General features: G+C 63.2%; 18 protein-coding genes and 7 tRNA genes. 5 read left to right on the forward strand and 20 right to left on the reverse strand.

Translation table 11 applies throughout. The features are described from left to right. Positions 1-35: 35 nt before the first annotated feature. From ruvC to CE_RS08845, 3 genes are all read right to left on the reverse strand, one after another. Positions 36-707, reverse strand: a complete 672-nt coding sequence (gene ruvC / locus CE_RS08835) for a crossover junction endodeoxyribonuclease RuvC (RefSeq protein ID WP_006767772.1) — start codon at positions 705-707, stop codon at positions 36-38. A 111-nt stretch (positions 708-818) separates the two neighbouring features. Further along, positions 819-1,577 (reverse strand): YebC/PmpR family DNA-binding transcriptional regulator, encoded by a 759-nt coding sequence (locus tag CE_RS08840; protein ID WP_011075604.1) that lies wholly within the window; start codon positions 1,575-1,577, stop codon positions 819-821. A gap of 257 nt (positions 1,578-1,834) precedes the next feature. Then, complete coding sequence (locus tag CE_RS08845; protein WP_035108831.1) at positions 1,835-2,701, reverse strand: acyl-CoA thioesterase; 867 nt, start codon at positions 2,699-2,701, stop codon at positions 1,835-1,837. A 131-nt stretch (positions 2,702-2,832) separates the two neighbouring features. On the opposite strand from CE_RS08845, the gene CE_RS08850 reads away from it, so the two are divergent. Further along, a complete protein-coding gene (locus CE_RS08850; RefSeq protein WP_035108832.1) occupies positions 2,833-3,309 on the forward strand; it encodes a DUF3817 domain-containing protein in 477 nt (158 codons plus the stop codon). A gap of 76 nt (positions 3,310-3,385) precedes the next feature. Here CE_RS08850 and pdxS read toward each other — a convergent pair whose 3' ends face one another. From pdxS to CE_RS08930, 16 genes are all read right to left on the reverse strand, one after another. Further along, a complete protein-coding gene (pdxS, locus tag CE_RS08855) occupies positions 3,386-4,279 on the reverse strand; it encodes a pyridoxal 5'-phosphate synthase lyase subunit PdxS (protein WP_006767776.1) in 894 nt (297 codons plus the stop codon). Between the two features lie 121 nt (positions 4,280-4,400). Further along, positions 4,401-4,868, reverse strand: a complete 468-nt coding sequence (locus CE_RS08860; protein ID WP_006767777.1) for a hypothetical protein — start codon at positions 4,866-4,868, stop codon at positions 4,401-4,403. Then, entirely contained in the window at positions 4,865-5,959 is a 1,095-nt protein-coding gene (locus CE_RS08865; RefSeq protein ID WP_143758449.1) for a glycosyltransferase family 4 protein, read from the reverse strand. The genes CE_RS08860 and CE_RS08865 overlap by 4 nt, the downstream gene beginning before the upstream one ends. A 4-nt stretch (positions 5,960-5,963) precedes the next feature. Next, positions 5,964-6,896 carry a phosphatidylinositol mannoside acyltransferase gene (locus tag CE_RS08870; protein WP_006767779.1) on the reverse strand — a complete coding sequence of 311 codons (933 nt, stop codon included), beginning with the start codon at positions 6,894-6,896 and terminating at the stop codon, positions 5,964-5,966. A gap of 29 nt (positions 6,897-6,925) precedes the next feature. Beyond that, positions 6,926-7,612, reverse strand: coding sequence for a phosphatidylinositol phosphate synthase (gene pgsA / locus CE_RS08875; RefSeq protein WP_006767780.1), 687 nt, complete (start codon positions 7,610-7,612; stop codon positions 6,926-6,928). Next, entirely contained in the window at positions 7,612-8,172 is a 561-nt protein-coding gene (locus CE_RS08880; RefSeq protein ID WP_231295043.1) for an HIT family protein, read from the reverse strand. The genes pgsA and CE_RS08880 overlap by 1 nt, the downstream gene beginning before the upstream one ends. Before the next feature lie 118 nt (positions 8,173-8,290). Then, on the reverse strand, positions 8,291-10,375 hold the full coding sequence (gene thrS, locus CE_RS08885) for a threonine--tRNA ligase (protein WP_081447222.1): 2,085 nt from the start codon (positions 10,373-10,375) through the stop codon (positions 8,291-8,293). Between the two features lie 167 nt (positions 10,376-10,542). Continuing rightward, complete coding sequence (locus CE_RS08890; RefSeq protein WP_006767784.1) at positions 10,543-11,778, reverse strand: Dyp-type peroxidase; 1,236 nt, start codon at positions 11,776-11,778, stop codon at positions 10,543-10,545. Between the two features lie 30 nt (positions 11,779-11,808). Then, positions 11,809-12,426, reverse strand: a complete 618-nt coding sequence (locus CE_RS08895; protein ID WP_006767785.1) for a copper chaperone PCu(A)C — start codon at positions 12,424-12,426, stop codon at positions 11,809-11,811. A 12-nt stretch (positions 12,427-12,438) separates the two neighbouring features. Further along, positions 12,439-13,065, reverse strand: a complete 627-nt coding sequence (locus CE_RS08900; RefSeq protein ID WP_006767786.1) for a copper resistance CopC family protein — start codon at positions 13,063-13,065, stop codon at positions 12,439-12,441. Positions 13,066-13,553: 488 nt separating this feature from the next. Further along, positions 13,554-13,626: transfer RNA gene (locus tag CE_RS08905), tRNA-Gly, on the reverse strand. 32 nt (positions 13,627-13,658) lie between these two features. Then, positions 13,659-13,733: transfer RNA gene (locus tag CE_RS08910), tRNA-Val, on the reverse strand. Between the two features lie 36 nt (positions 13,734-13,769). Next, positions 13,770-13,842: transfer RNA gene (locus CE_RS08915), tRNA-Gly, on the reverse strand. Between the two features lie 32 nt (positions 13,843-13,874). Further along, positions 13,875-13,949, reverse strand: a tRNA-Val gene (locus tag CE_RS08920). A 9-nt stretch (positions 13,950-13,958) separates the two neighbouring features. Next, positions 13,959-14,029: transfer RNA gene (locus CE_RS08925), tRNA-Cys, on the reverse strand. Positions 14,030-14,070: 41 nt separating this feature from the next. Then, a tRNA-Gly gene (locus tag CE_RS08930) sits at positions 14,071-14,143 on the reverse strand. A 355-nt stretch (positions 14,144-14,498) separates the two neighbouring features. Here CE_RS08930 and CE_RS08935 point away from each other — a divergent pair. The 4 genes from CE_RS08935 to msrB all read left to right on the forward strand — a co-directional run bounded on the left by CE_RS08935 (position 14,499) and on the right by msrB (position 17,271). Beyond that, positions 14,499-14,570: transfer RNA gene (locus CE_RS08935), tRNA-Val, on the forward strand. A gap of 77 nt (positions 14,571-14,647) precedes the next feature. Then, positions 14,648-15,355, forward strand: coding sequence for a pyrimidine reductase family protein (locus CE_RS08940; protein WP_006767787.1), 708 nt, complete (start codon positions 14,648-14,650; stop codon positions 15,353-15,355). A gap of 86 nt (positions 15,356-15,441) precedes the next feature. Next, positions 15,442-16,815: a glycosyltransferase family 87 protein gene (locus CE_RS08945; RefSeq protein ID WP_193763635.1), complete on the forward strand. Its 1,374-nt coding sequence runs from the start codon at positions 15,442-15,444 to the stop codon at positions 16,813-16,815. Positions 16,816-16,857: 42 nt separating this feature from the next. Beyond that, on the forward strand, positions 16,858-17,271 hold the full coding sequence (msrB, locus tag CE_RS08950; RefSeq protein WP_006767789.1) for a peptide-methionine (R)-S-oxide reductase MsrB: 414 nt from the start codon (positions 16,858-16,860) through the stop codon (positions 17,269-17,271). Between the two features lie 102 nt (positions 17,272-17,373). On the opposite strand, the gene hemQ is transcribed toward msrB, so the two are convergent. After that, complete coding sequence (gene hemQ / locus CE_RS08955; protein ID WP_006767790.1) at positions 17,374-18,093, reverse strand: hydrogen peroxide-dependent heme synthase; 720 nt, start codon at positions 18,091-18,093, stop codon at positions 17,374-17,376. Positions 18,094-18,177 lie beyond the last annotated feature (84 nt).

An 18,177-nucleotide genomic window follows, 5' to 3' on the forward strand; every position in this document is an offset into this window, starting at 1 on the left:
TCCTGAGATGTTAAAAGGGTATAGACGATGGTGGCTCACCGGGGATCGGCACGGTCGGGCCGTTCGAACTGGCTGGGGTGTCCTGCGCGGACCTGTGCATCCCCGGTCACCTGGGCGTTGTTCCTGGCATTCAGGGTCGACTTCGCCTTCCCCAGTTTGCCCTGGTACTGGCGGCGCCGGTGTTCCAGATCAACGGCGGTCATCCTGGTGCGCATGAGCAGTGGTGCGCGCCAGCAGTGGCACACCGCCAGTGCCAGGGCGTCGGCGGCGTCGGCGGGTTTCGGAGCCTCCGCGAGGCCCAGGATGCGGGTGATCATGACGGTCATCTGTTTCTTGTCCGCCCGACCGTTGCCGGAGATGGCCTTCTTGACCTCACTGGGGGTGTACATGTGGACCGGCAGTCCCCGTTCGGCCGCAGCGAGGATGAGCACGCCCACGGCATGGGCGGTGTTCATGACGGTGGAGACATTACCGCGCTCGAAGACACGTTCAATGGCGATCACATCCGGGGTGTAATCATCCATCCATTCCCCCACAGCCTGGCTGAGTCGCAGCAGCCGGTCCGCGAGTTCGGCATCCGAGGGGGTCCGGACCACGCCGACGGACACCGGGTAGACCGTACGTCCGCGTCCCGCCTGCACGACGGACAGGCCACAGCGGGTCAGGCCGGGGTCAATGCCCATCACCCGTAGACCCTCATGATTCATCTGTGCACCTGTTCCGCCCATGGATAGCTATCCCTTAATTTTTAGCACATAATTGCGATCACCCCGCCATCCACGGTGGTGGTTGGCGGGGTGGGGACTGCTCCCGGCGGGTTACTCGTCGTTCTCGAGTTCCGCGAGGACCTCATCACTGAGGGTGATGTTGGTGTAGACATTCTGCACATCATCGGAATCCTCGAGGGCATCCACGAGACGGAAGATCTTGCGGGCCCCCTCGGCGTCGAGGGGAACCTCGACGGAGGCACGGAAGTCGGAGTCGGCGTCCTCGATCTCGATGCCGGCGTCGACAAGCGCGGCCTTGACGGCCTCCAGGTCGGTCGGCTCGCAGGTGATCTCGAAGACCTCACCCAGGTCATTGACCTCCTCGGCGCCGGCCTCGAGGACCGCGATGAGCACGTCGTCCTCGGTCAGCTCACCTTTTTTCACCTGGACGATGCCGGTGCGGGTGAACATGTAGGACACGGAACCGGTCTCACCCAGGTTGCCGCCGTTCTTCGACATGGCGGTGCGCACCTCGGTGGCCGCGCGGTTGCGGTTGTCGGTGAGGCACTCGATGAGCACGGCGACACCGTTGGGGCCGTAGCCCTCGTACATGATGGGAACCCAGTCGGCGCCACCGGCTTCTTCGCCCGAACCGCGCTTGCGGGCGCGTTCGATGTTGTCGTTGGGCACCGACGCCTTCTTGGCCTTCTTGATCATGTCATCAAGGGTGGGGTTGGCAGAGGGATCTCCACCGCCCATGCGGGCTGCAACCTCGATGTTCTTGACCAGCTTGGCGAACTCCTTGCCACGCTTGGCATCGTTCGCGGCCTTCTTGTGCTTGGTAGTTGCCCATTTGGAGTGGCCAGCCATATGCTCCCTTTCGTCGTTCGTCCCGCCATCGTCCACCGGGGGTTCCCGGAATGGCCGTTGACATCGCACGCCCGGCTCAACCCGGGAAAACAACGGGGAGCGGGCCCGGTCAACGCCCCTTGGACGTGGGGGTGGTAGTTGGAACCTCCCCGATTATACGCGGTGGTCACCCGCGCTGACCGTAACCCCACCGATATCTGTCAGCGTACCGGTTCTCACCGGGTGCTTATCGACGAAAAGACCCCGGCCCCCGATACCTAACCCTCGTTGGGATCGAGGTCCTCGATGGGCAGCGCTCTGGCCCCCTCACGCAGGGTCCGGGTCAACCCCTCCTGATTGACAATCGCCACGAGGTCACCCTGCTGGTTGAAGAGACGACCGTGTGTCAGCGCCCGGCCACTACCTGCCGACGGGGAGCGCTGATCATAGAGCAGCCACTCATCGGCGCGGAAGGGACGTAGGAACCACATGGCGTGATCCAGCGAGGCCATCTGCACCTTGGCCCCGGGGTGTGGGGCGAGGGCGCCGGGCAGCAGGGTCATATCCGACATGTAGGCCAGGGTGCACACATGGAACGTTGGATCATCGGGCAGCTCGGCCTTCGAACGCAACCACACCACCTGCTCAGTGGCGGTGTGCGGGTTGTGCTCATAGGCGGTCGGTGGCACCACTCTGATGTCCCAGTCCGACCATTCCTCGAGGAGCCTGCGGGAGCTGGTCGCCATGTGGTCGGTGTAGCGCTCGATCTCGTCGGGTCCGGGGATGTCCCTCATGGTGTCGGCGTGCTCAATCCCCTCATCACCACGGCGGTGGAAACTGGCCTGCATGCTGAAGATGGTCTCCCCATCCTGGATCGCCCGCACCATGCGGGAACTGAAACTCCGGCCATCGCGCATGCGGTCGACGAGGAACACGGTGGGCCGGTCGGATTTACCCGCCCGGAGGAAATAACCGTGGAGCGAATGCACGGCGAATTCCGGATCGACCGTCCGGGTTGCAGCAACGAGGGTCTGGGCAGCCACCTGGCCACCAAAGGTGCGGGACAGCGCGGACTCCACCACCGGACCCCGGTAGATATCGCGGTCGATCTCCTCCAGTCCCAGGATGTATTCAATTGGCTTCAACGTCGGCTCCATTTTCTTTCGCATCTTCTGACAAGACGGTGAGGTTGGTGCGGTGAGGTTACTCACACAGAGTAGTACGTGGCGCGGGACGGGTGCGGTATCAGGGCGGTCATTGGATTACGGTTAGGGCCATGTCACCGAAAATGTTGCACCGGGCCGCCGCCTGGTTGGAGATGTTCACCTGGACCTTCCTCATCATAGGGATGGTCCTCAAGTACAGCGGAGTCACGGATGCCGTGACCCCCATCGCCGGTGGGGTCCACGGATTCGGTTTCCTCTGTTTCGCCGTCATCACGGTGACCGTGTGGGTGAACAACCGGTGGACCTTCGCCCAGGGCGCGGTGGGCCTGCTCGTCTCGGTCATCCCGTGGGCAGCCCTGCCCTTCACCCTGTGGGCGGACCGTAAGGGCATCCTGGATCAGGGGTGGCGTTTCACCTCCCCGGAGGAACAGCCGACCACCCTCCCCGATAAGGTTCTCGCCCAGCTGGTGCGCCACCCGGCGCGGTCGATCCTGATCATCCTCGTGCTCGTCGCGATCGTCTTCACGCTGCTGTTGACAATGGGTCAGCCCTATGACCCGGACGCGATTGTCGAGTCTGTGAACTAGATTCCGGAACACCACCGCAAAAATGCCCTGCGAGGATATCCTCGCAGGGCATTGATCATCCAGAGATGATCACCGATTACCAGCCGCGCTCAGCTAGGCGGTGGGAGACGGGGAGGTCATCGACGTTGATGCCGACCATGGCCTCACCGAGACCACGGGAGACACGGGCGATGGTGTCCGGGTCATTGTAGTTCTGGGTGGCGGCCACGATGGCACGGGCGCGCTGCTCCGGGTTGCCGGACTTGAAGATGCCGGAGCCGACGAACACGCCGTCCGCACCCAGCTGCATCATCATCGCCGCATCGGCCGGGGTGGCGATACCACCGGCGGTGAGCAGCGGGACGGGGAGCTTACCCTCGCGGGCAACGTGGACGACGAGCTCGTACGGTGCCTGGAGTTCCTTGGCTGCGACATAGAGCTCGTCCTCTGCCATGGAGGTCAGGCGGTTGATCTCAGCGCGGATGGTGCGCATGTGGGTGACGGCGTTGGAGACATCACCGGTACCGGCCTCACCCTTGGAACGGATCATGGCGGCACCCTCGTTGACGCGACGCAGAGCTTCACCCAGGTTGGTGGCGCCACAGACGAAGGGGACCTCGAAGGCGAACTTGTCGATGTGGTTGGCGTAGTCAGCCGGGGTGAGCACCTCGGACTCGTCGATGAAGTGAACACCGAGGGACTGCAGAACCTGCGCCTCGACGAAGTGGCCGATGCGGGCCTTGGCCATGACCGGGATGTCAACGGCCTCGAGGATGCCGTCGATCATGTCCGGGTCGGACATGCGGGACACGCCACCCTGTGCGCGAATATCGGCGGGCACGCGCTCCAGTGCCATGACGGCGACAGCGCCGGCGGCTTCTGCGATGCGGGCCTGCTCAGGGTTGACCACGTCCATGATGACGCCACCCTTGAACCTGTCGGCGTAACCGGTCTTGGCGCGGGGGGCGGCGTTGGTTGTTGGTGCTGACACGATGGCTAACAGCCTCCTGGTATCTGTGATGCAATAGTTATCCTAACCAGCTCATGATAAACGTTCGTCTAAGCGAGGTGTTAAAGGCCACCTGTTTTAATTTCAGGAAACTTAGATCACATCATTCGACGATGTCGGTGTCCACCAGCTCAAAATATTCCGGCAGAGGCGCCAACCCCCCCAGACGCAGGCCCCGGACCAGAACCCGGGTGCGGAGATTCCGGGTGTCGGTGACGGCATCATTGTAGAAACGGTGCGCCAGCTCCACCCGCGCTGCTGCGTCTACCAATGCCTCGGGGATCGGGGTGGGCTGGGCCAGGATCACCTCGGAGATCCGGCGCTCCGCCCGTGAACGGTCCTCGAAACGGGAGTAGATCAGGGGGATTGACTCGGCCCGGCGCGCCGCGTCGGCTGCCTCGGGGATCAGGGCACCCACCAGCGCCGCACGGCGGTCGAGGGCCGCACCGAGAGCCTGCCGGGCGGAATCCGTGCGGATGTGCAACCGGTTGAGGCGCTGGGCGGTGCTGTATGCCCACAGCGCCACCGCGGTGACCACCACGGCGATGAGGAGATAGACGACGGTGATCACCGCAGACGCACCTTCTCCCCGGTGGACACCGTCTCATAGACCGTCATGATTCGTTCGGCCACCGTCGACCAGTCGTAGTGGACGGCACGTCGCTGCCCCGCTGCCACGAGCGCGGCACGGGTGGGCGGGGCGTCGATAAGCACCCGGAGCTTCTCCGCGAGGTCCGCGTCCGAGCCGGTCGTGAACAGCAGACCGGCGGGGGTGTCGGACTCGGAATCAACCACCAGGGAGAAGGCCTCCAGGTCGCTGGCCACCACCGCACAACCAGCGGCCATGGCCTCGACCAGCACGATGCCGAAGCTCTCCCCACCGGTATTGGGGGCCACGTAGATATCGGCCCGGCCGAGGATCTCGGCCTTCTCCGCATCGCTGACCCGCCCCACGAAATCAACACCGTCCACCTCCCGTGGGGAGCCACCGCCGATGACGGTGCAGCGGACCTCCCGGTCCAGGCGTGCCAGGGCCCGCAGGAGGATGTCCAGACCTTTGCGGGATTCATCGATGCGGCCCAGGAAGACGATCTCCGGGGGTTCATCCGCCCTGCTCCCGGCCCGGCGCGCGCGGGCGAACAGCGAGGTGTCCACACCGTTGGGGATCAGGACCGGATCGCCTCCCATCTGCTCCACCTGCCACCGGCGGGCCATCTCGGAGACCGCGATCCCCGCCCGGATCTTCTCCAGCTGCGGCCGCAACACCGGTAACACCAGGTGCAGGAGGCGGGAGGAGGAACTCGATGCGTGATAGGTCGCTACAATCGGACCCTCCGCCATGAACAGGGCAGCCATGGAGTAACTCGGGGAATTGGGTTCATGGATGTGGAGGATGTCGAAGTCGCCCTCGCGGATGAACCGTCGGGTCATCCGCATCATCCGGGGCCCGAAACTCAGACGTGCGACCGATCCGTTGTAGGGCACCGGGACACTGCGTCCCCCGCGCACCACGAAACCCGGGATGTCGGTGTCCGCGCTGCAGGGGCCGAGCACCCGGACCTCATGGCCCTGGGCGATGAATTCCCGGGCAAGATCAAGGATGTGTGCTTGAACCCCACCTGGTTCGTCGAAGGAATAAGGGCATACGATACCGATGCGCACGGGGCTACTCCCCCGCTCGGGGACCGTTGGGGCCACGGTCGGGATCCAGATCGGAGAACCACAGCGGTTGCAGCATGTGCCAGTCGGCCGGGTGTTCCCGGATGTTGGTGGCGAAGAGATCGGCGATGCGCTGGACGGTGTCGGTCAGATTGTCCACCTCGAGTTCCGGGGAGATACTGAAACCCCACCGTTCGCCCTCGAACCAGGAGTGCACCACGTGCAGGCAGGCACCGGTCTCCATCGCCAGGCGGGCCGGCCCTGCGGGCATGGAGGTCTCCTCCCCGAAGAAGGTGGTGCGTACCCCGGTGTGCCGGAGATCCCTCTCCCCCAGCAGACACACCACGCCACCGGATTCGAGCACGGCCTTCAGTCTCTCATACGGCGGGGCATCGCCCCCGGTGAGGGGGATGACCTCGAAACCGAGCGATTCGCGGAACTCCACGAAGGCATTGAAGAGCGCTTCCGGCCGGACGCGTTCAGCCACCGTGGTGAACTGCCCGTGGTAGGCCACCAGGAGCACCCCGGCAATGTCCCAGTTACCGGTGTGCGGGAGGGTGAGGATGATGCCGCGCCCACTGTGGATCGAGGCATCCAGATGCTCCCGCCCCACCAACCCTGCCACCAGGACACGGTGGAGGTCCGGGTCCCCGGCGATCGACGGCAGACGGAAGGCCTCCATCCAGTACCGCGCATAACTACGGGTGGCGTCCCGAACGAGCTGGTCAGTGACATTATCCGCGCCCACCGCGCGGGCGAGGTTGGCCCGCAGCGTGGGCATGCCCCGGCCGCGGCGGCTGGCCAGATCCGCCCCCGCATCAAAAAGCCTCCGGGCCACCGGGAGGGGAAGCACCCGGACCAACCGCCAACCGGCGAGGTAACCGATGGCGGAGAGATTCTCCCCGCGCAGGACATCACGCAGGACCTCACGCATGCTCATTCGCCGTTTCTCCTTGGCTGGTTGGGGTGTCAGTGCTGGCCCTCCGGGGATGGATCACCGGTGACATCGCTGTATTCGGCCCGCGCTCCCCGGGGCGCTTTGATGCGTTCACCCGCCAGGGGTGACCGTCCTGCGATGATCAGACGCTGCAGAATGGTGAACACGCTTCCCACAGCAAGGATCCACAGTGCCACATCAATGGCATGGGGAACACCGAAACCGGTGAGACCGAGACCGACGAGGCTGATGATCAACCGTTCGGGGCGTTCGATCAGACCACCGTCCATGGTGAAACCGGAGGCCTCACCGCGGGCCTTGACGTAGGAGATGATCTGGGAGGACACCAGACACACCAGGGACACCGCCACCAGTGACTTCGGCGCATCATGGGAGTACACGAGCCACCAGGTGATAGCGGCGAAGAGCGCACCATCGGTGATCCGGTCACAGCTGGCATCCAGGGTGGCACCGAATTTCGTGCCACCCCCCTGCATCCTGGCGACCGTACCATCGATCATGTCGAAGGCTGCGAACAACCCCGTCAGGATCGCCGCCCACACCAGATGCCCCGTGGGGATGAGCACCACCGCAACCAACACCGTCAGGGAGGCGCTCACCACGGTCAACTGGTTGGGGGTGACCCCCAGTCGGATCATGAACCGGGCCACCGGCTCCACCAGGACCTGGGCGGGTTTACGTCCGTGTACTCCCAACATCAGTCCACCTCCGGCCCGGGTACGGTGGTGACCGCCGAGGTGAGGGTCGGGTCGGTGACGCCGGGGGCGTCGTCAAGCTCACCCCACGCGCCGGCCAGCAGCGCACGGGTCTGTCGCAGGGTCTGGGGCAGCACCTTCGTGCCGTCGATGATCGTCATGAAGTTCGCATCACCCGACCAGCGTGGAACGATGTGCACGTGCAGGTGATCCCCCACCGACCCACCCGAGGCCTTGCCCAGGTTGAGACCGACGTTGACGGCATGCGGATTGGACACCGTCTTGAGCACCCGGATGGCGGTCTGGACAAACAGCATCAGCTCGGCGGATTCCCCGGCTGTGAGGTCCTCCAGGTTACGTTCCTTGCGGAACGGCACCACCATCATGTGCCCGGCGTTATAGGGATACAGGTTGAGCACGCAGTACACCAGCTCACCACGGGCCACGATGAGACCATCCTCATCCGACATCTTCGGGACCTCCAGGAAGGGATCCCGCTTCACCGGATCGGCCTCACCGGCGGCTGCATCGCTGCTACGCGGATGGGTCTTGATGTAGCTCATCCGGTAGGGGGCCCAGATACGCTCGAGGCGATCCGGGGTACCCACACCGCGGTCCAGGTAGACCCGGTGCTCCGCGGTGTCTGTGGCGTCAGTGGTGTCCCCCGCGCCCGGGTGGTGGTCACCTGAGGGCTGCAATGGTTTCCTCGCTCGGCTGTGTATTGTTCCGCTCCAGGATCCAGGTGGAGATGAGCTCAACAGCCTCATCGACCGGCACACCGTTGACCTGGGTGCCGTCCAGGAAACGGAAACTCACCGCATCGGCCTCCACGTCCCGACCACCGGCCAGGAGCATGAATGGGATCTTGCCGGTGGTGTGGGTGCGGATCTTCTTCTGCATGCGGTCGTCGGAGGTGTCCACCTCGGCACGGAAACCACGGGCACGCAGCTTGTCGACGACCTTCTCCAGATGCGGGATGAAATCCTCGGCGACGGGGATGCCAACCACCTGGTGGGGGGCCAGCCACGCCGGGAAGGCGCCTGCGTAGTGCTCCAGGAGCACGCCGAAGAAACGCTCGATGGAACCGAACAGCGCGCGGTGGATCATGATCGGGCGCTGCTTGGACCCGTCCGGGGAGGTGTATTCCAGCTCGAAGCGCTCAGGCAGGTTGAAGTCCAGCTGCACGGTGGACATCTGCCAGGTACGGCCGATGGCGTCCTTGGCCTGCACGGAGATCTTCGGGCCGTAGAAGGCTGCACCCTCGGGGTCCGGAACCAGGTCCAGGCCGGAGTTGGTGGCCACGCGCTGCAGGATCTCGGTGGAGCGCTCCCAGATCTCATCGTCACCCACGAACTTCTTCGGATCCTTGGTGGACAGCTCCAGGTAGAAATCATCCAGGCCGTAATCCTTGAGCAGGGAGATGATGAACTCCAGCACGGAGGTCAGTTCCTCCTCCAGCTGATCCTCGGTGCAGTAGATGTGGGCATCATCCTGGGTGAAACCACGGGCACGGGTGAGTCCGTGGACCACACCGGACTTCTCATACCGGTAGACGGTGCCGAATTCGAACAGACGCAGCGGCAGCTCACGGTAGGACCGGCCACGGGAGTCGAAGATGAGGTTGTGCATCGGGCAGTTCATGGGCTTGAGGTAGTAGTCCTGGCCCGGTTTGGTCTGGTTGCCCTCGGCGTCATACTCGGCGTCGAGCTGCAGCGGCGGGAACATGCCCTCCTTGTAGAAACCGAGGTGGCCGGACTTCTCAAACAGATCAGACTTGGTGGCGTGCGGAGTGTTCACGAAGGAGTACCCGGCCTGGATGTGGCGACGGCGGGAGTGCTCCTCCATCTCCAGGCGCACGATGGCACCGTTGGGGTGGAACACCGGCAGACCGGACCCGATCTCATCGGGGAAGGAGAACAGGTCCAGCTCGGTGCCCAGACGACGGTGATCGCGCTTCTCTGCCTCGGCGAGCATGGTCTGGTACTCGTCGAGCTTCTCCTTGGATTCCCAGGCGGTGCCGTAGATGCGCTGCAGTCCGGCGTTGGTCTGATCGCCACGCCAGTAGGCGGCGGACGACCGGGTCAGGGCGAAGGCCGGGATGTACCGGGTGGTCGGGATGTGGGGACCACGGCACAGATCAGACCACTCGACCTCATTGGTACGCGGGTTGACATTGTCATAGGCGGTCAGTTCACCCGCGCCGACCTCGGTGGCCTCATCGGAATCGGGGTCGACATTGCCCTTGTCCTGGATCAGCTCGAGCTTGTACGGCTCATCGGCGAGTTCCGCGGCTGCCGCCTCGGTGGACTCGTAGACACGGCGTTCGAATTTCTGGCCGGTCTTGATGATCTTCTTCATCCGCTTCTCAATGGTCTTGAGATCCTCCGGGGTGAAGGGCTCCGCGACATCGAAGTCATAGTAGAAGCCATTCTCGATTGCGGGACCGATGCCCAGCTTGGTACCGGGGAATTCAGCCTGGACGGCCTGGGCCAGCACGTGAGCGCACGAGTGGCGGATGACGGCCCGACCGTCCTCACTGTTGGCGGGAACTGCTGTGAACGTTGCAGTCTCCTCCGGCACATGGGACAGGTCCTTGAGCTGCCCCTCGGTGTCCTTTGCACAGACAATGGCATCATCGCCCTTGTTCGGCAGGTTGAGCTCCCGCATGGCCTGACCGATGGCGATGCCGGCGGGTACTTCGAATTCCACGAGTTCGTGGGTGGTTACGGAGGTGTTCACGAAATTTGCGCTCCTTCGTGCGCTCATGTGCACCAGCGGCATACCTGGCCGCCGGAGCACCAATGTCAAGGTGCGCAGTTGAGCCGGGGACCCCGGGTAGACCAACCTGCCCGCGGGGTACCCGGTGTGGGTGCCCCGGCGGGCAGGCGGTGACCTGGCCGGTCAACTGTCGTGGATCATCCTACCGTGTCCGTCTATGCCTGAAGCAGTCCGGCTCCCCAGAACTCATCCCTCTCGGGATCATCGGGATCGGTTCCCGGGGGCATGAAGAAAACCGCGGATCCGATATGGGTGATCCACTGGTTGAGGCGGTCCGCCTCGTCCAGGCGTTTCTGGATGGGGGTGAACTGCAGGTCCGGGTTCTTCTGGAAGCAGATGAACACCAGACCGGCATTCGACAGCTCCTCCGAGGTGGGATCCGGTTCGAGATCATAGTTGTACACCCGGCGCAGGATGACCTGTTCGGGGTGCCCCTCGGCGGGTTTCGACCTGGCCATGTGACTGACCGGGTCGATGACGGGCAGCCCGTAGGAGTCGGTTGCGGAGTAATCCGGGTCATCGAACTCGTCGGTTCCGGTCAGTGGCGCGCCGGTGTCGAGTGTGCGCCCGACCGACACCTCCCGGGAGGTTCGGTCGAGGATCTCCCAGGTGTCCAGGTTCATGGCGATGCGCCGCACCACCATCACCGAACCGTCGATGGCCCAGTCCGGCCCCTCCTCGATCCAGGCTGCATGCTGGATTTCCTCCTCGGTACGGGGATTGACGGTGCCATCCTTCTGACCGAACAGGTTCCGTGGCGTCGCTTTCTTATCCAGCACGCCATTGGCATTGAGGAACCCACTCTGGAACCAGCGGGTGCCCACATAATCCACACCTGCCCGGATCATGTGCCGGGTGGCGTGGCTGAGCGTGACCGGATCATCGGAACAGACCTGCAGAACCAGATCAGCCTCGCCCCACTTGTCATCCAGCTGATCCCGCTCGAAGGCCGGGATCGGGTGCAGCCAGTCGGGGCGCTGATCCGCAATCCCCGCGATGTCGAACAGGCGGGAGCCGAAACCACACGTGATGGTCAGGTTGGCGGGATTGACTGCCATCTCCGGTTCCAGACTGCCCAGAGGGGTCTGCCCCGCACAGAGCCGGCGGGCATCCTCCGTCCACAGACGCATGAGGCGGATGATGCCGTCGCGGTCCACACCGGGCCGGACCGTGAACGCCACCAGGTTGAGCCCCGACTGGTGCGGGGTGGCGATACCCGCCTGATGTCGGCCGTCGAACGGCACCGTCTGACCGGCCAGGTTCACCTGGTCGATGCTTGTCGACGTTCCATCCGCGGCCCCGGTGGTCTGCGCAGCGGGTGCGCAGGCGGCCAGGGCCGAACCGCCGGCGATGACACCGGCTCCGGTCAGGAAACCCCTACGGGTAACCATGAAAATTCATCTCCTAGGTAGGCAGGATTGTTATTGCGCGGAGTGATCCATGCTGTCCATGCCGGTGTTGCCCATGAGCTCGCCGTCCTCGCCGTAGCTCTCATCACCGGCGGCGATGGTGCGCACCGGCACCGGGTCCAGTTCGATCTCGGTTCCATCGCCCAGGATCAGGGTGATGTCTACGGTGTCACCAGCCTCCACAGGTGCTTCCAGGCCCATGAGCATCAGGTGGTCCTGTCCCGGCGCCAGTTCATGGGTGTCACCGGCGGCGATGGTGAGACCACCCTCCTTCTCACGCATGACACCGTCGACCACCTCATGGATCTCGTAGGCTGCCGCATCCACGGATGCCTCAAAACCGGTGAGACTGATCTCCTCGTCGGTGGTGTTGGTGAGGGTGCCGAAGATGGCGGTCATCGGGGTGCCCTCGACGGTCGCCCGCACGAAACCATCAGTGAGGGTCAGAGGGGCGTCGGCAGCTGCATCAGTTGCAGTGGTCGTGGAGGTCGTGGAGGTCGCCGTCGTGGTGGTGGCCTCAGTGGCTGTCTCCGTGGAGTCATTCTCGTTGGCGGGTGAACACGCAGCGAGCGCCAGGGCACCCACGACAACGATGCTTCCGACAACAGAGTTCTTGATGGTGAGCTTCATGATTTTCTACTCCTACTTAGAGTTACGGCCTTTGGCGATCATCATGACGATCGCACCGGCGATGACCAGCACACCTGCGCCCCCGAGCAACCAGTTCCACGGGGATTCAATCCCCGCGATCCCGGTTTCCGTGGCCTGGGGTTCCTCCGTCGGCGCAGACGACTCAGGGGATCCGGCGACGGATGCATCGGTGGCATCCGCCGCCTCACCAGCCACCTCGAAGGCGATGGACCCCTTGGTGGCGTGCCCATCGGAGGAGGTGATCTGGAACCCCACCGCATAGTTACCCGGACCGGTCTCGACATCCGCGGGGACATCGATGATCAGATTCCGCTCGCTGAGTTCCGGGGAACCGGAGAACAGGATCTCCCCGGTATCGGCGTTGCTCAGGGCGACGGTGTTGAAGAGGTCCTGGGGAATGCCGGAGAACTCCAATTCGATGGTGTCGGGGAATTCCTCCACCACCGCCCCGTTCTCAGGAGTGGAACCAAGGACCACGTCGTGGGCCGTGGCAACGGGTGAGAAGGCCAACGGTACAGCAGCAAGCATCCCGGCCATGGCGACAGCAGCCGACCTTTTGAACCGGAATCCGTTCGAGCCACCTGCGCGCTGAATTATGCCTGCCTCAATCTGTGCCATAGGGTCCTCTCAAAAATGGTGAGCCACACGCGGAGTGTGCGCTGGAGACCTGTGATGTTTTCAGGTCTGGTCAGTTGTCGAAAACCGGGCCCGATTAGTTCCGGCCACACTCGGGCGAAGCCCGGAAACCCGGCGTTGATCCACAGTCTAACCAGTTCAGAGGCATGAAATGAAACTATGTGATGTGCACTACTGCTACTTCCTGAGCCCGTAGTCGGCCACTCCCGGACGACCTCCCGGATGGCCACGGGCAGAAACCAACAGTGGGACAGACAGAGGTCCGACAGGGGCCGACACGCCCGCCGGCATTCAGCCACGCTTAGGAATCGGTCAGGGCTCGGTAGGCCGATAACACCGGATCTGGCTTCAGCAACACGCCGGAGCCAGACACACTTTTTCCCTCAACCCCCTCTTGCTGCTTGACTCTCCGCAGGTATGTCCGGCAACAAAGAAAGGCCACCGTGTTGGACACGGTGGCCTTCATACTGAGCGGATGACGAGACTCGAACTCGCGACCCTCACCTTGGCAAGGTGATGCGCTACCAACTGCGCTACATCCGCATGAATCTGGTTTTGAGAGTTGATTCAAACTCTGGTGCGCGATACTGGGATTGAACCAGTGACCTCTTCCGTGTCAGGGAAGCGCTCTCCCGCTGAGCTAAACGCGCGGGTTCATTTCATACCGATTGGCCCGGTGAAATGAGAGCGGATGACGAGACTCGAACTCGCGACCCTCACCTTGGCAAGGTGATGCGCTACCAACTGCGCTACATCCGCATGAATCTGGTTTTGAGAGTTGATTCAAACTCTGGTGCGCGATACTGGGATTGAACCAGTGACCTCTTCCGTGTCAGGGAAGCGCTCTCCCGCTGAGCTAAACGCGCTTTGCTGCGAGGTGGAAACGGGAATCGAACCCGTGTGCACGGTTTTGCAGACCGTTGCCTCACCACTCGGCCATTCCACCGTGGCGGTTGATCCCGCCTCAGGTACAAGTTAACATACCAGAGCGGATGACGAGACTCGAACTCGCGACCCTCACCTTGGCAAGGTGATGCGCTACCAACTGCGCTACATCCGCATGCACTGCGCTGATCATGATTACGTTGTAACCCCTCGTTGCGGTGCGAGAACCAACTTTAGTCCGAACAGCGCGAACAACACAAATCCGCAGCTCAACCCATGGTTCCCCCACCCCGTGCAGGGCAAAAGCAAACACCACATGAATTACACCGCCGTAGTTTCCCAGGGCACTGACAGAAACCGGGCCACGGACAGGGCCGTCGAGCACCCTTCCCCCTTCTTATAGATAGGTATCGGCCACGGCAGACAAAGAACACCGCAGCGTACCGGAAGAAACTGGGGCCCGGATTAGGAATTTTCCGCACCATCGTGTTAACTTCGAATTGCACCGATGAGGTTTACCTCGGTCGCACGGTCCTATGGCTCAGTGGAAGAGCGTTCCGTTCACACCGGAAAGGTCGCTGGTTCGAACCCAGCTAGGACCACAATCAAAGCCTGTTTCCCCCTGGGGAGACAGGCTTTTCACGTTTTTCCAAGCCACCGCCGGACTAGAATCAGCCACATGGTGGATATGAAGGGTCTCGTCACTGATCTCATCGGCCCGGTCCTGCCCGTGGGGCAACCGGAGTGTCGCGCAGTTCTGGTGACCACCCTGGCGGGTTCGACCTCTGCGGGGGGCACTTCAGGCCACCTGGGCAATGACACGGACACCGCTCTCCTGTTGGCCCTGCGCGCATGGTCGGATGTGGTGTTGGTGGGAGCATCGACGGTCAGGGCGGAGGATTACGGCGGGGTGGTCATAGGTGAGGCTGGGAGGGAGGCCCGTCGGCGCCGTGGTCAGCAGCCGGTTCCCCCCATCGCGGTGATCTCCTCCTCCCTGGATCTCGATCCCGGTTCCAGGTTCTTCACCGAGGCCGCCGCCGCGCCGATCATCGTCACCGACAACACCGACCCCTCCCGGCTCGCCGGACTGCAGGCGGCGGGTGCCCGCATCCTGCAGGTGGGGACGCTCGGGGTGGGGTTGGTCGTCGACAAGCTCAGGCAGGAGGGCTTTGCCCGGATCAGCTGCGAGGGTGGCGCATCGGTGTACGCGCAGATGATCGACGCCGGTGTCATCGACGTGTGGCACCACACCATCGACCCCGCCCTGTCCGGCACGGTGGAGAAACCCGCCGTCCGCGGAGGCCGCAACCAGCCGGTCGCGCTCACCCTGGAACACATGCACGCCGACCCCGACAGCACGCTGTTTCTCCGCTACCGGTTCGGCTAGGGGTGTTGGTCGACAACCGAATCCACCCCATTGGTTAGATTGGAGCGGTGAGTTCCCCAGCCAACCTGTCCCCCGACGACACGAGCTTGTCGACGCCCACCCCCACCCTCCCGGACGTCCCCAGACCCCGGCCACGTCGCAGCGCGTGGGACCGGGTGGGTAACGCCGTCGGTTGGCCGCTGGCCATCCTGCTGATGGCCCACCGGTTCTTCATCCTGGCGGTCAACGGCTCCGTCACCGATGACTTCACCACCGTCTACAGTGCGCTGCGACGTTTCATCGAGGGCACCCCGGTCTACAACGAGATCTACCACTTCGTGGATCCGCACTACCTCTATAACCCGGGTGCCACCCTGTTGCTGGCACCCCTGGGCTACATCACGGATTTCACCCTGGCACGCCTGGCGTTCATCGCCATCAACCTCCTGGCGATCGTCCTCGCGCTCGGCCTGCTCACCCGGATGACCGGGTTCTCCCTGCGCAGTATGGTGTGGCCCCTGTCAATCGCTCTGGCAATGCTCACCGAAGCCGTCCGGAACACCCTGATCTTTTCCAACATCAACGGCATTCTCCTGCTGATGATGGTGTTGTTCCTGTGGTGTGTGATCCACCGCCGGTCATGGGTGGGTGGGCTCATCATCGGCCTGGCGATCCTGGTCAAACCCATGTTCCTGCCCCTGCTGTTCCTACCATTGGTGCAGAAGCAGTGGGGTGCGCTGGTCGGGGGCATCCTGGTCCCGGTCATCTTCAATGCGGTGGCGTGGCCCCTGGTCCCCGGTGCCTCCGACTACATCACCCGCACCGTTCCGTACCTGGGTGAGACCCGCGACTTCGCCAACAGCTCGCTGCCGGGAATCGCCATCTACTTCGGCATGCCCGGTTGGCTGGAGCTAACCGCGTTCCTCATCTTCGGCGCCATGGTCGGCATCGCGGTGCTGGCGCTGCTGCGCTTCCGCAACACCGAGCCGTTCTTCTGGGCGGCCACCACCTCCGGCATCCTGTTGACCGGTGTGTTCTTCCTGTCCTCCCTCGGGCAGATGTACTACTCCATGATGATCTTCCCAATGATGTTCACCCTGCTGGGCACCCGATCCGTGTTCCACCACTGGATGGCATGGGTCGCGGCTTATCTCTTCCTCACCCCGGCGTCCTTCGCCTCACCCCACTGGCCCGACATCGCCCGCTGGATGGAATTTTTCCGTGCCACCGCCGGTTGGTCACTATTGATAGCGGTCACCTTTGTTTCAGCGGTGGTGTGGTTCATCACCGACATCCGGAGCAGACGTGGCGGTGCGGCTATCGCCGGTGAATCCGCCGGAATCGGTGGGAATACCACTCCCCCGCCGAGCTCCGGGTTCTTCACCGGTGGAGGATCAACGGCATTGGGGACACCATCCCCGGTTGCCGCAGATACTCCGACCGATCCGCCCACCCAGGCCCCCGGGCGATCCCCGTTCTAGCGGGTATCCCAGGGGGATTATCCACAACCACGAGAGGACACCATGACTGACTTCAAACTGATCACGGACGCAGAATGGCGCGAACGCCTCAACCCGGAGGAATACCGTGTGCTGCGTCAGGCCGGGACCGAGGCACCCCACGTCGGCGAGTACACCAATACCACCACCGAGGGTGTCTACAGCTGTCGCGCCTGCGGCGAGGAACTGTTCCGTTCCACCGAGAAGTTCGATGCCCACTGCGGCTGGCCGTCCTTCTTCTCCCCACTGGCCAAGGACAAGATCATCGAGAAGGAGGATCTGTCCCTGGGTATGCGCCGCATCGAGGTGCTCTGCGCCAACTGTGGTTCCCACATGGGCCACGTATTCGAGGGTGAGGGATTCAACACCCCCACCGACCTGCGCTACTGCATCAACTCGATCTCCCTGCGCCTGGAGGAAAAGCCCGTGTCCGAATAGGACCCGGACAGGTTAGACCAACACCCGGCCGGCACCATCTGTGGTGCCGGCCGGGTGTTGGTCATCATGTCGCCGTTCCCCCACCGGGGATACGGCTGAGTGTTAAGGGAGAACCTCAATCAGCTCGGCGATGTCCTCGACGCGGTAACCGGAGACGAAGGGCAGTTCCTCACGCACATGCATGCGGGCCTCGGTGTAGCGCATCTTGTGCATCAGGTCGACGATGCGGTGCATCTCATCAGCCTCGAAGGCGAGCATCCACTCATAGTCACCCAGCGAGAAGGCACTGACGGTGTTGGCGCGGACATCAGCGAAATCCACTGCCGCCTGACCGTGCTCCGCCAGGATGCGACCACGCTTGGCCGGCTCCAGGATGTACCAGTCGTAGGAACGGACGAAGGGGTAGACCGTCATCCACTTCCTCGGCTCCTCGCCCATGATGAAGGCCGGGAGGTGCTGCTTGTTGAACTCGGAGGGGCGGTGGATGCCGTTGCCGATCCAGAACACCTCAGAGACCTGGCCCAGGATGGTGGTGCGACGGAAATCGGCGAACGCCTTCTGGAGCTCGTCGAATTCCTCCGCGTGCCACCAGATCATGTAATCCGCCTCAGCACGCAGACCGGTGGCATTGTAGATACCCCGGATAACCACCCTGCCCTCGTTGACCAGGTTGGTGAAGAATTCACGGGCCTGCTCGATCACCGCGGTGCGGTCATCATCCAGGGAACCGGGGATGGCACGAAACACCGCCCACTGGGTGTAGCGCTGCACATCATTGAGCTTGTCGTAGTCGAGCTCACTCACAGGTTGTCTTCCTTTCATGGATCTTGGTTGCGGACAACCGCGATCCGATAGCGGATGAATCGTGGTGCTAACCGCCACGGTTCAGACAGTGGCCCCGTCTGT

The sequence above is a fragment of the Corynebacterium efficiens YS-314 genome, from assembly GCF_000011305.1.
Taxonomy (GTDB): Bacteria; Actinomycetota; Actinomycetes; order Mycobacteriales; family Mycobacteriaceae; genus Corynebacterium; species Corynebacterium efficiens.

Excerpts from the sequence above, each read along its gene's own strand:
- ruvC (WP_006767772.1), bottom strand. The coding sequence starts at position 707 with ATGAATCATGAGGGTCTACGGGTGATGGGCATTGACCCCGGCCTGACC.
- CE_RS08840 (WP_011075604.1), bottom strand. The coding sequence starts at position 1,577 with ATGGCTGGCCACTCCAAATGGGCAACTACCAAGCACAAGAAGGCCGCG.
- CE_RS08850 (WP_035108832.1), top strand. The coding sequence starts at position 2,833 with ATGTCACCGAAAATGTTGCACCGGGCCGCCGCCTGGTTGGAGATGTTC.
- CE_RS08870 (WP_006767779.1), bottom strand. The coding sequence starts at position 6,896 with ATGAGCATGCGTGAGGTCCTGCGTGATGTCCTGCGCGGGGAGAATCTC.
- pgsA (WP_006767780.1), bottom strand. The coding sequence starts at position 7,612 with ATGTTGGGAGTACACGGACGTAAACCCGCCCAGGTCCTGGTGGAGCCG.
- CE_RS08880 (WP_231295043.1), bottom strand. The coding sequence starts at position 8,172 with ATGAGCTACATCAAGACCCATCCGCGTAGCAGCGATGCAGCCGCCGGT.
- thrS (WP_081447222.1), bottom strand. The coding sequence starts at position 10,375 with ATGAGCGCACGAAGGAGCGCAAATTTCGTGAACACCTCCGTAACCACC.
- CE_RS08890 (WP_006767784.1), bottom strand. The coding sequence starts at position 11,778 with ATGGTTACCCGTAGGGGTTTCCTGACCGGAGCCGGTGTCATCGCCGGC.
- CE_RS08895 (WP_006767785.1), bottom strand. The coding sequence starts at position 12,426 with ATGAAGCTCACCATCAAGAACTCTGTTGTCGGAAGCATCGTTGTCGTG.
- CE_RS08900 (WP_006767786.1), bottom strand. The coding sequence starts at position 13,065 with ATGGCACAGATTGAGGCAGGCATAATTCAGCGCGCAGGTGGCTCGAAC.
- CE_RS08940 (WP_006767787.1), top strand. The coding sequence starts at position 14,648 with ATGGTGGATATGAAGGGTCTCGTCACTGATCTCATCGGCCCGGTCCTG.
- msrB (WP_006767789.1), top strand. The coding sequence starts at position 16,858 with ATGACTGACTTCAAACTGATCACGGACGCAGAATGGCGCGAACGCCTC.
- hemQ (WP_006767790.1), bottom strand. The coding sequence starts at position 18,093 with ATGAAAGGAAGACAACCTGTGAGTGAGCTCGACTACGACAAGCTCAAT.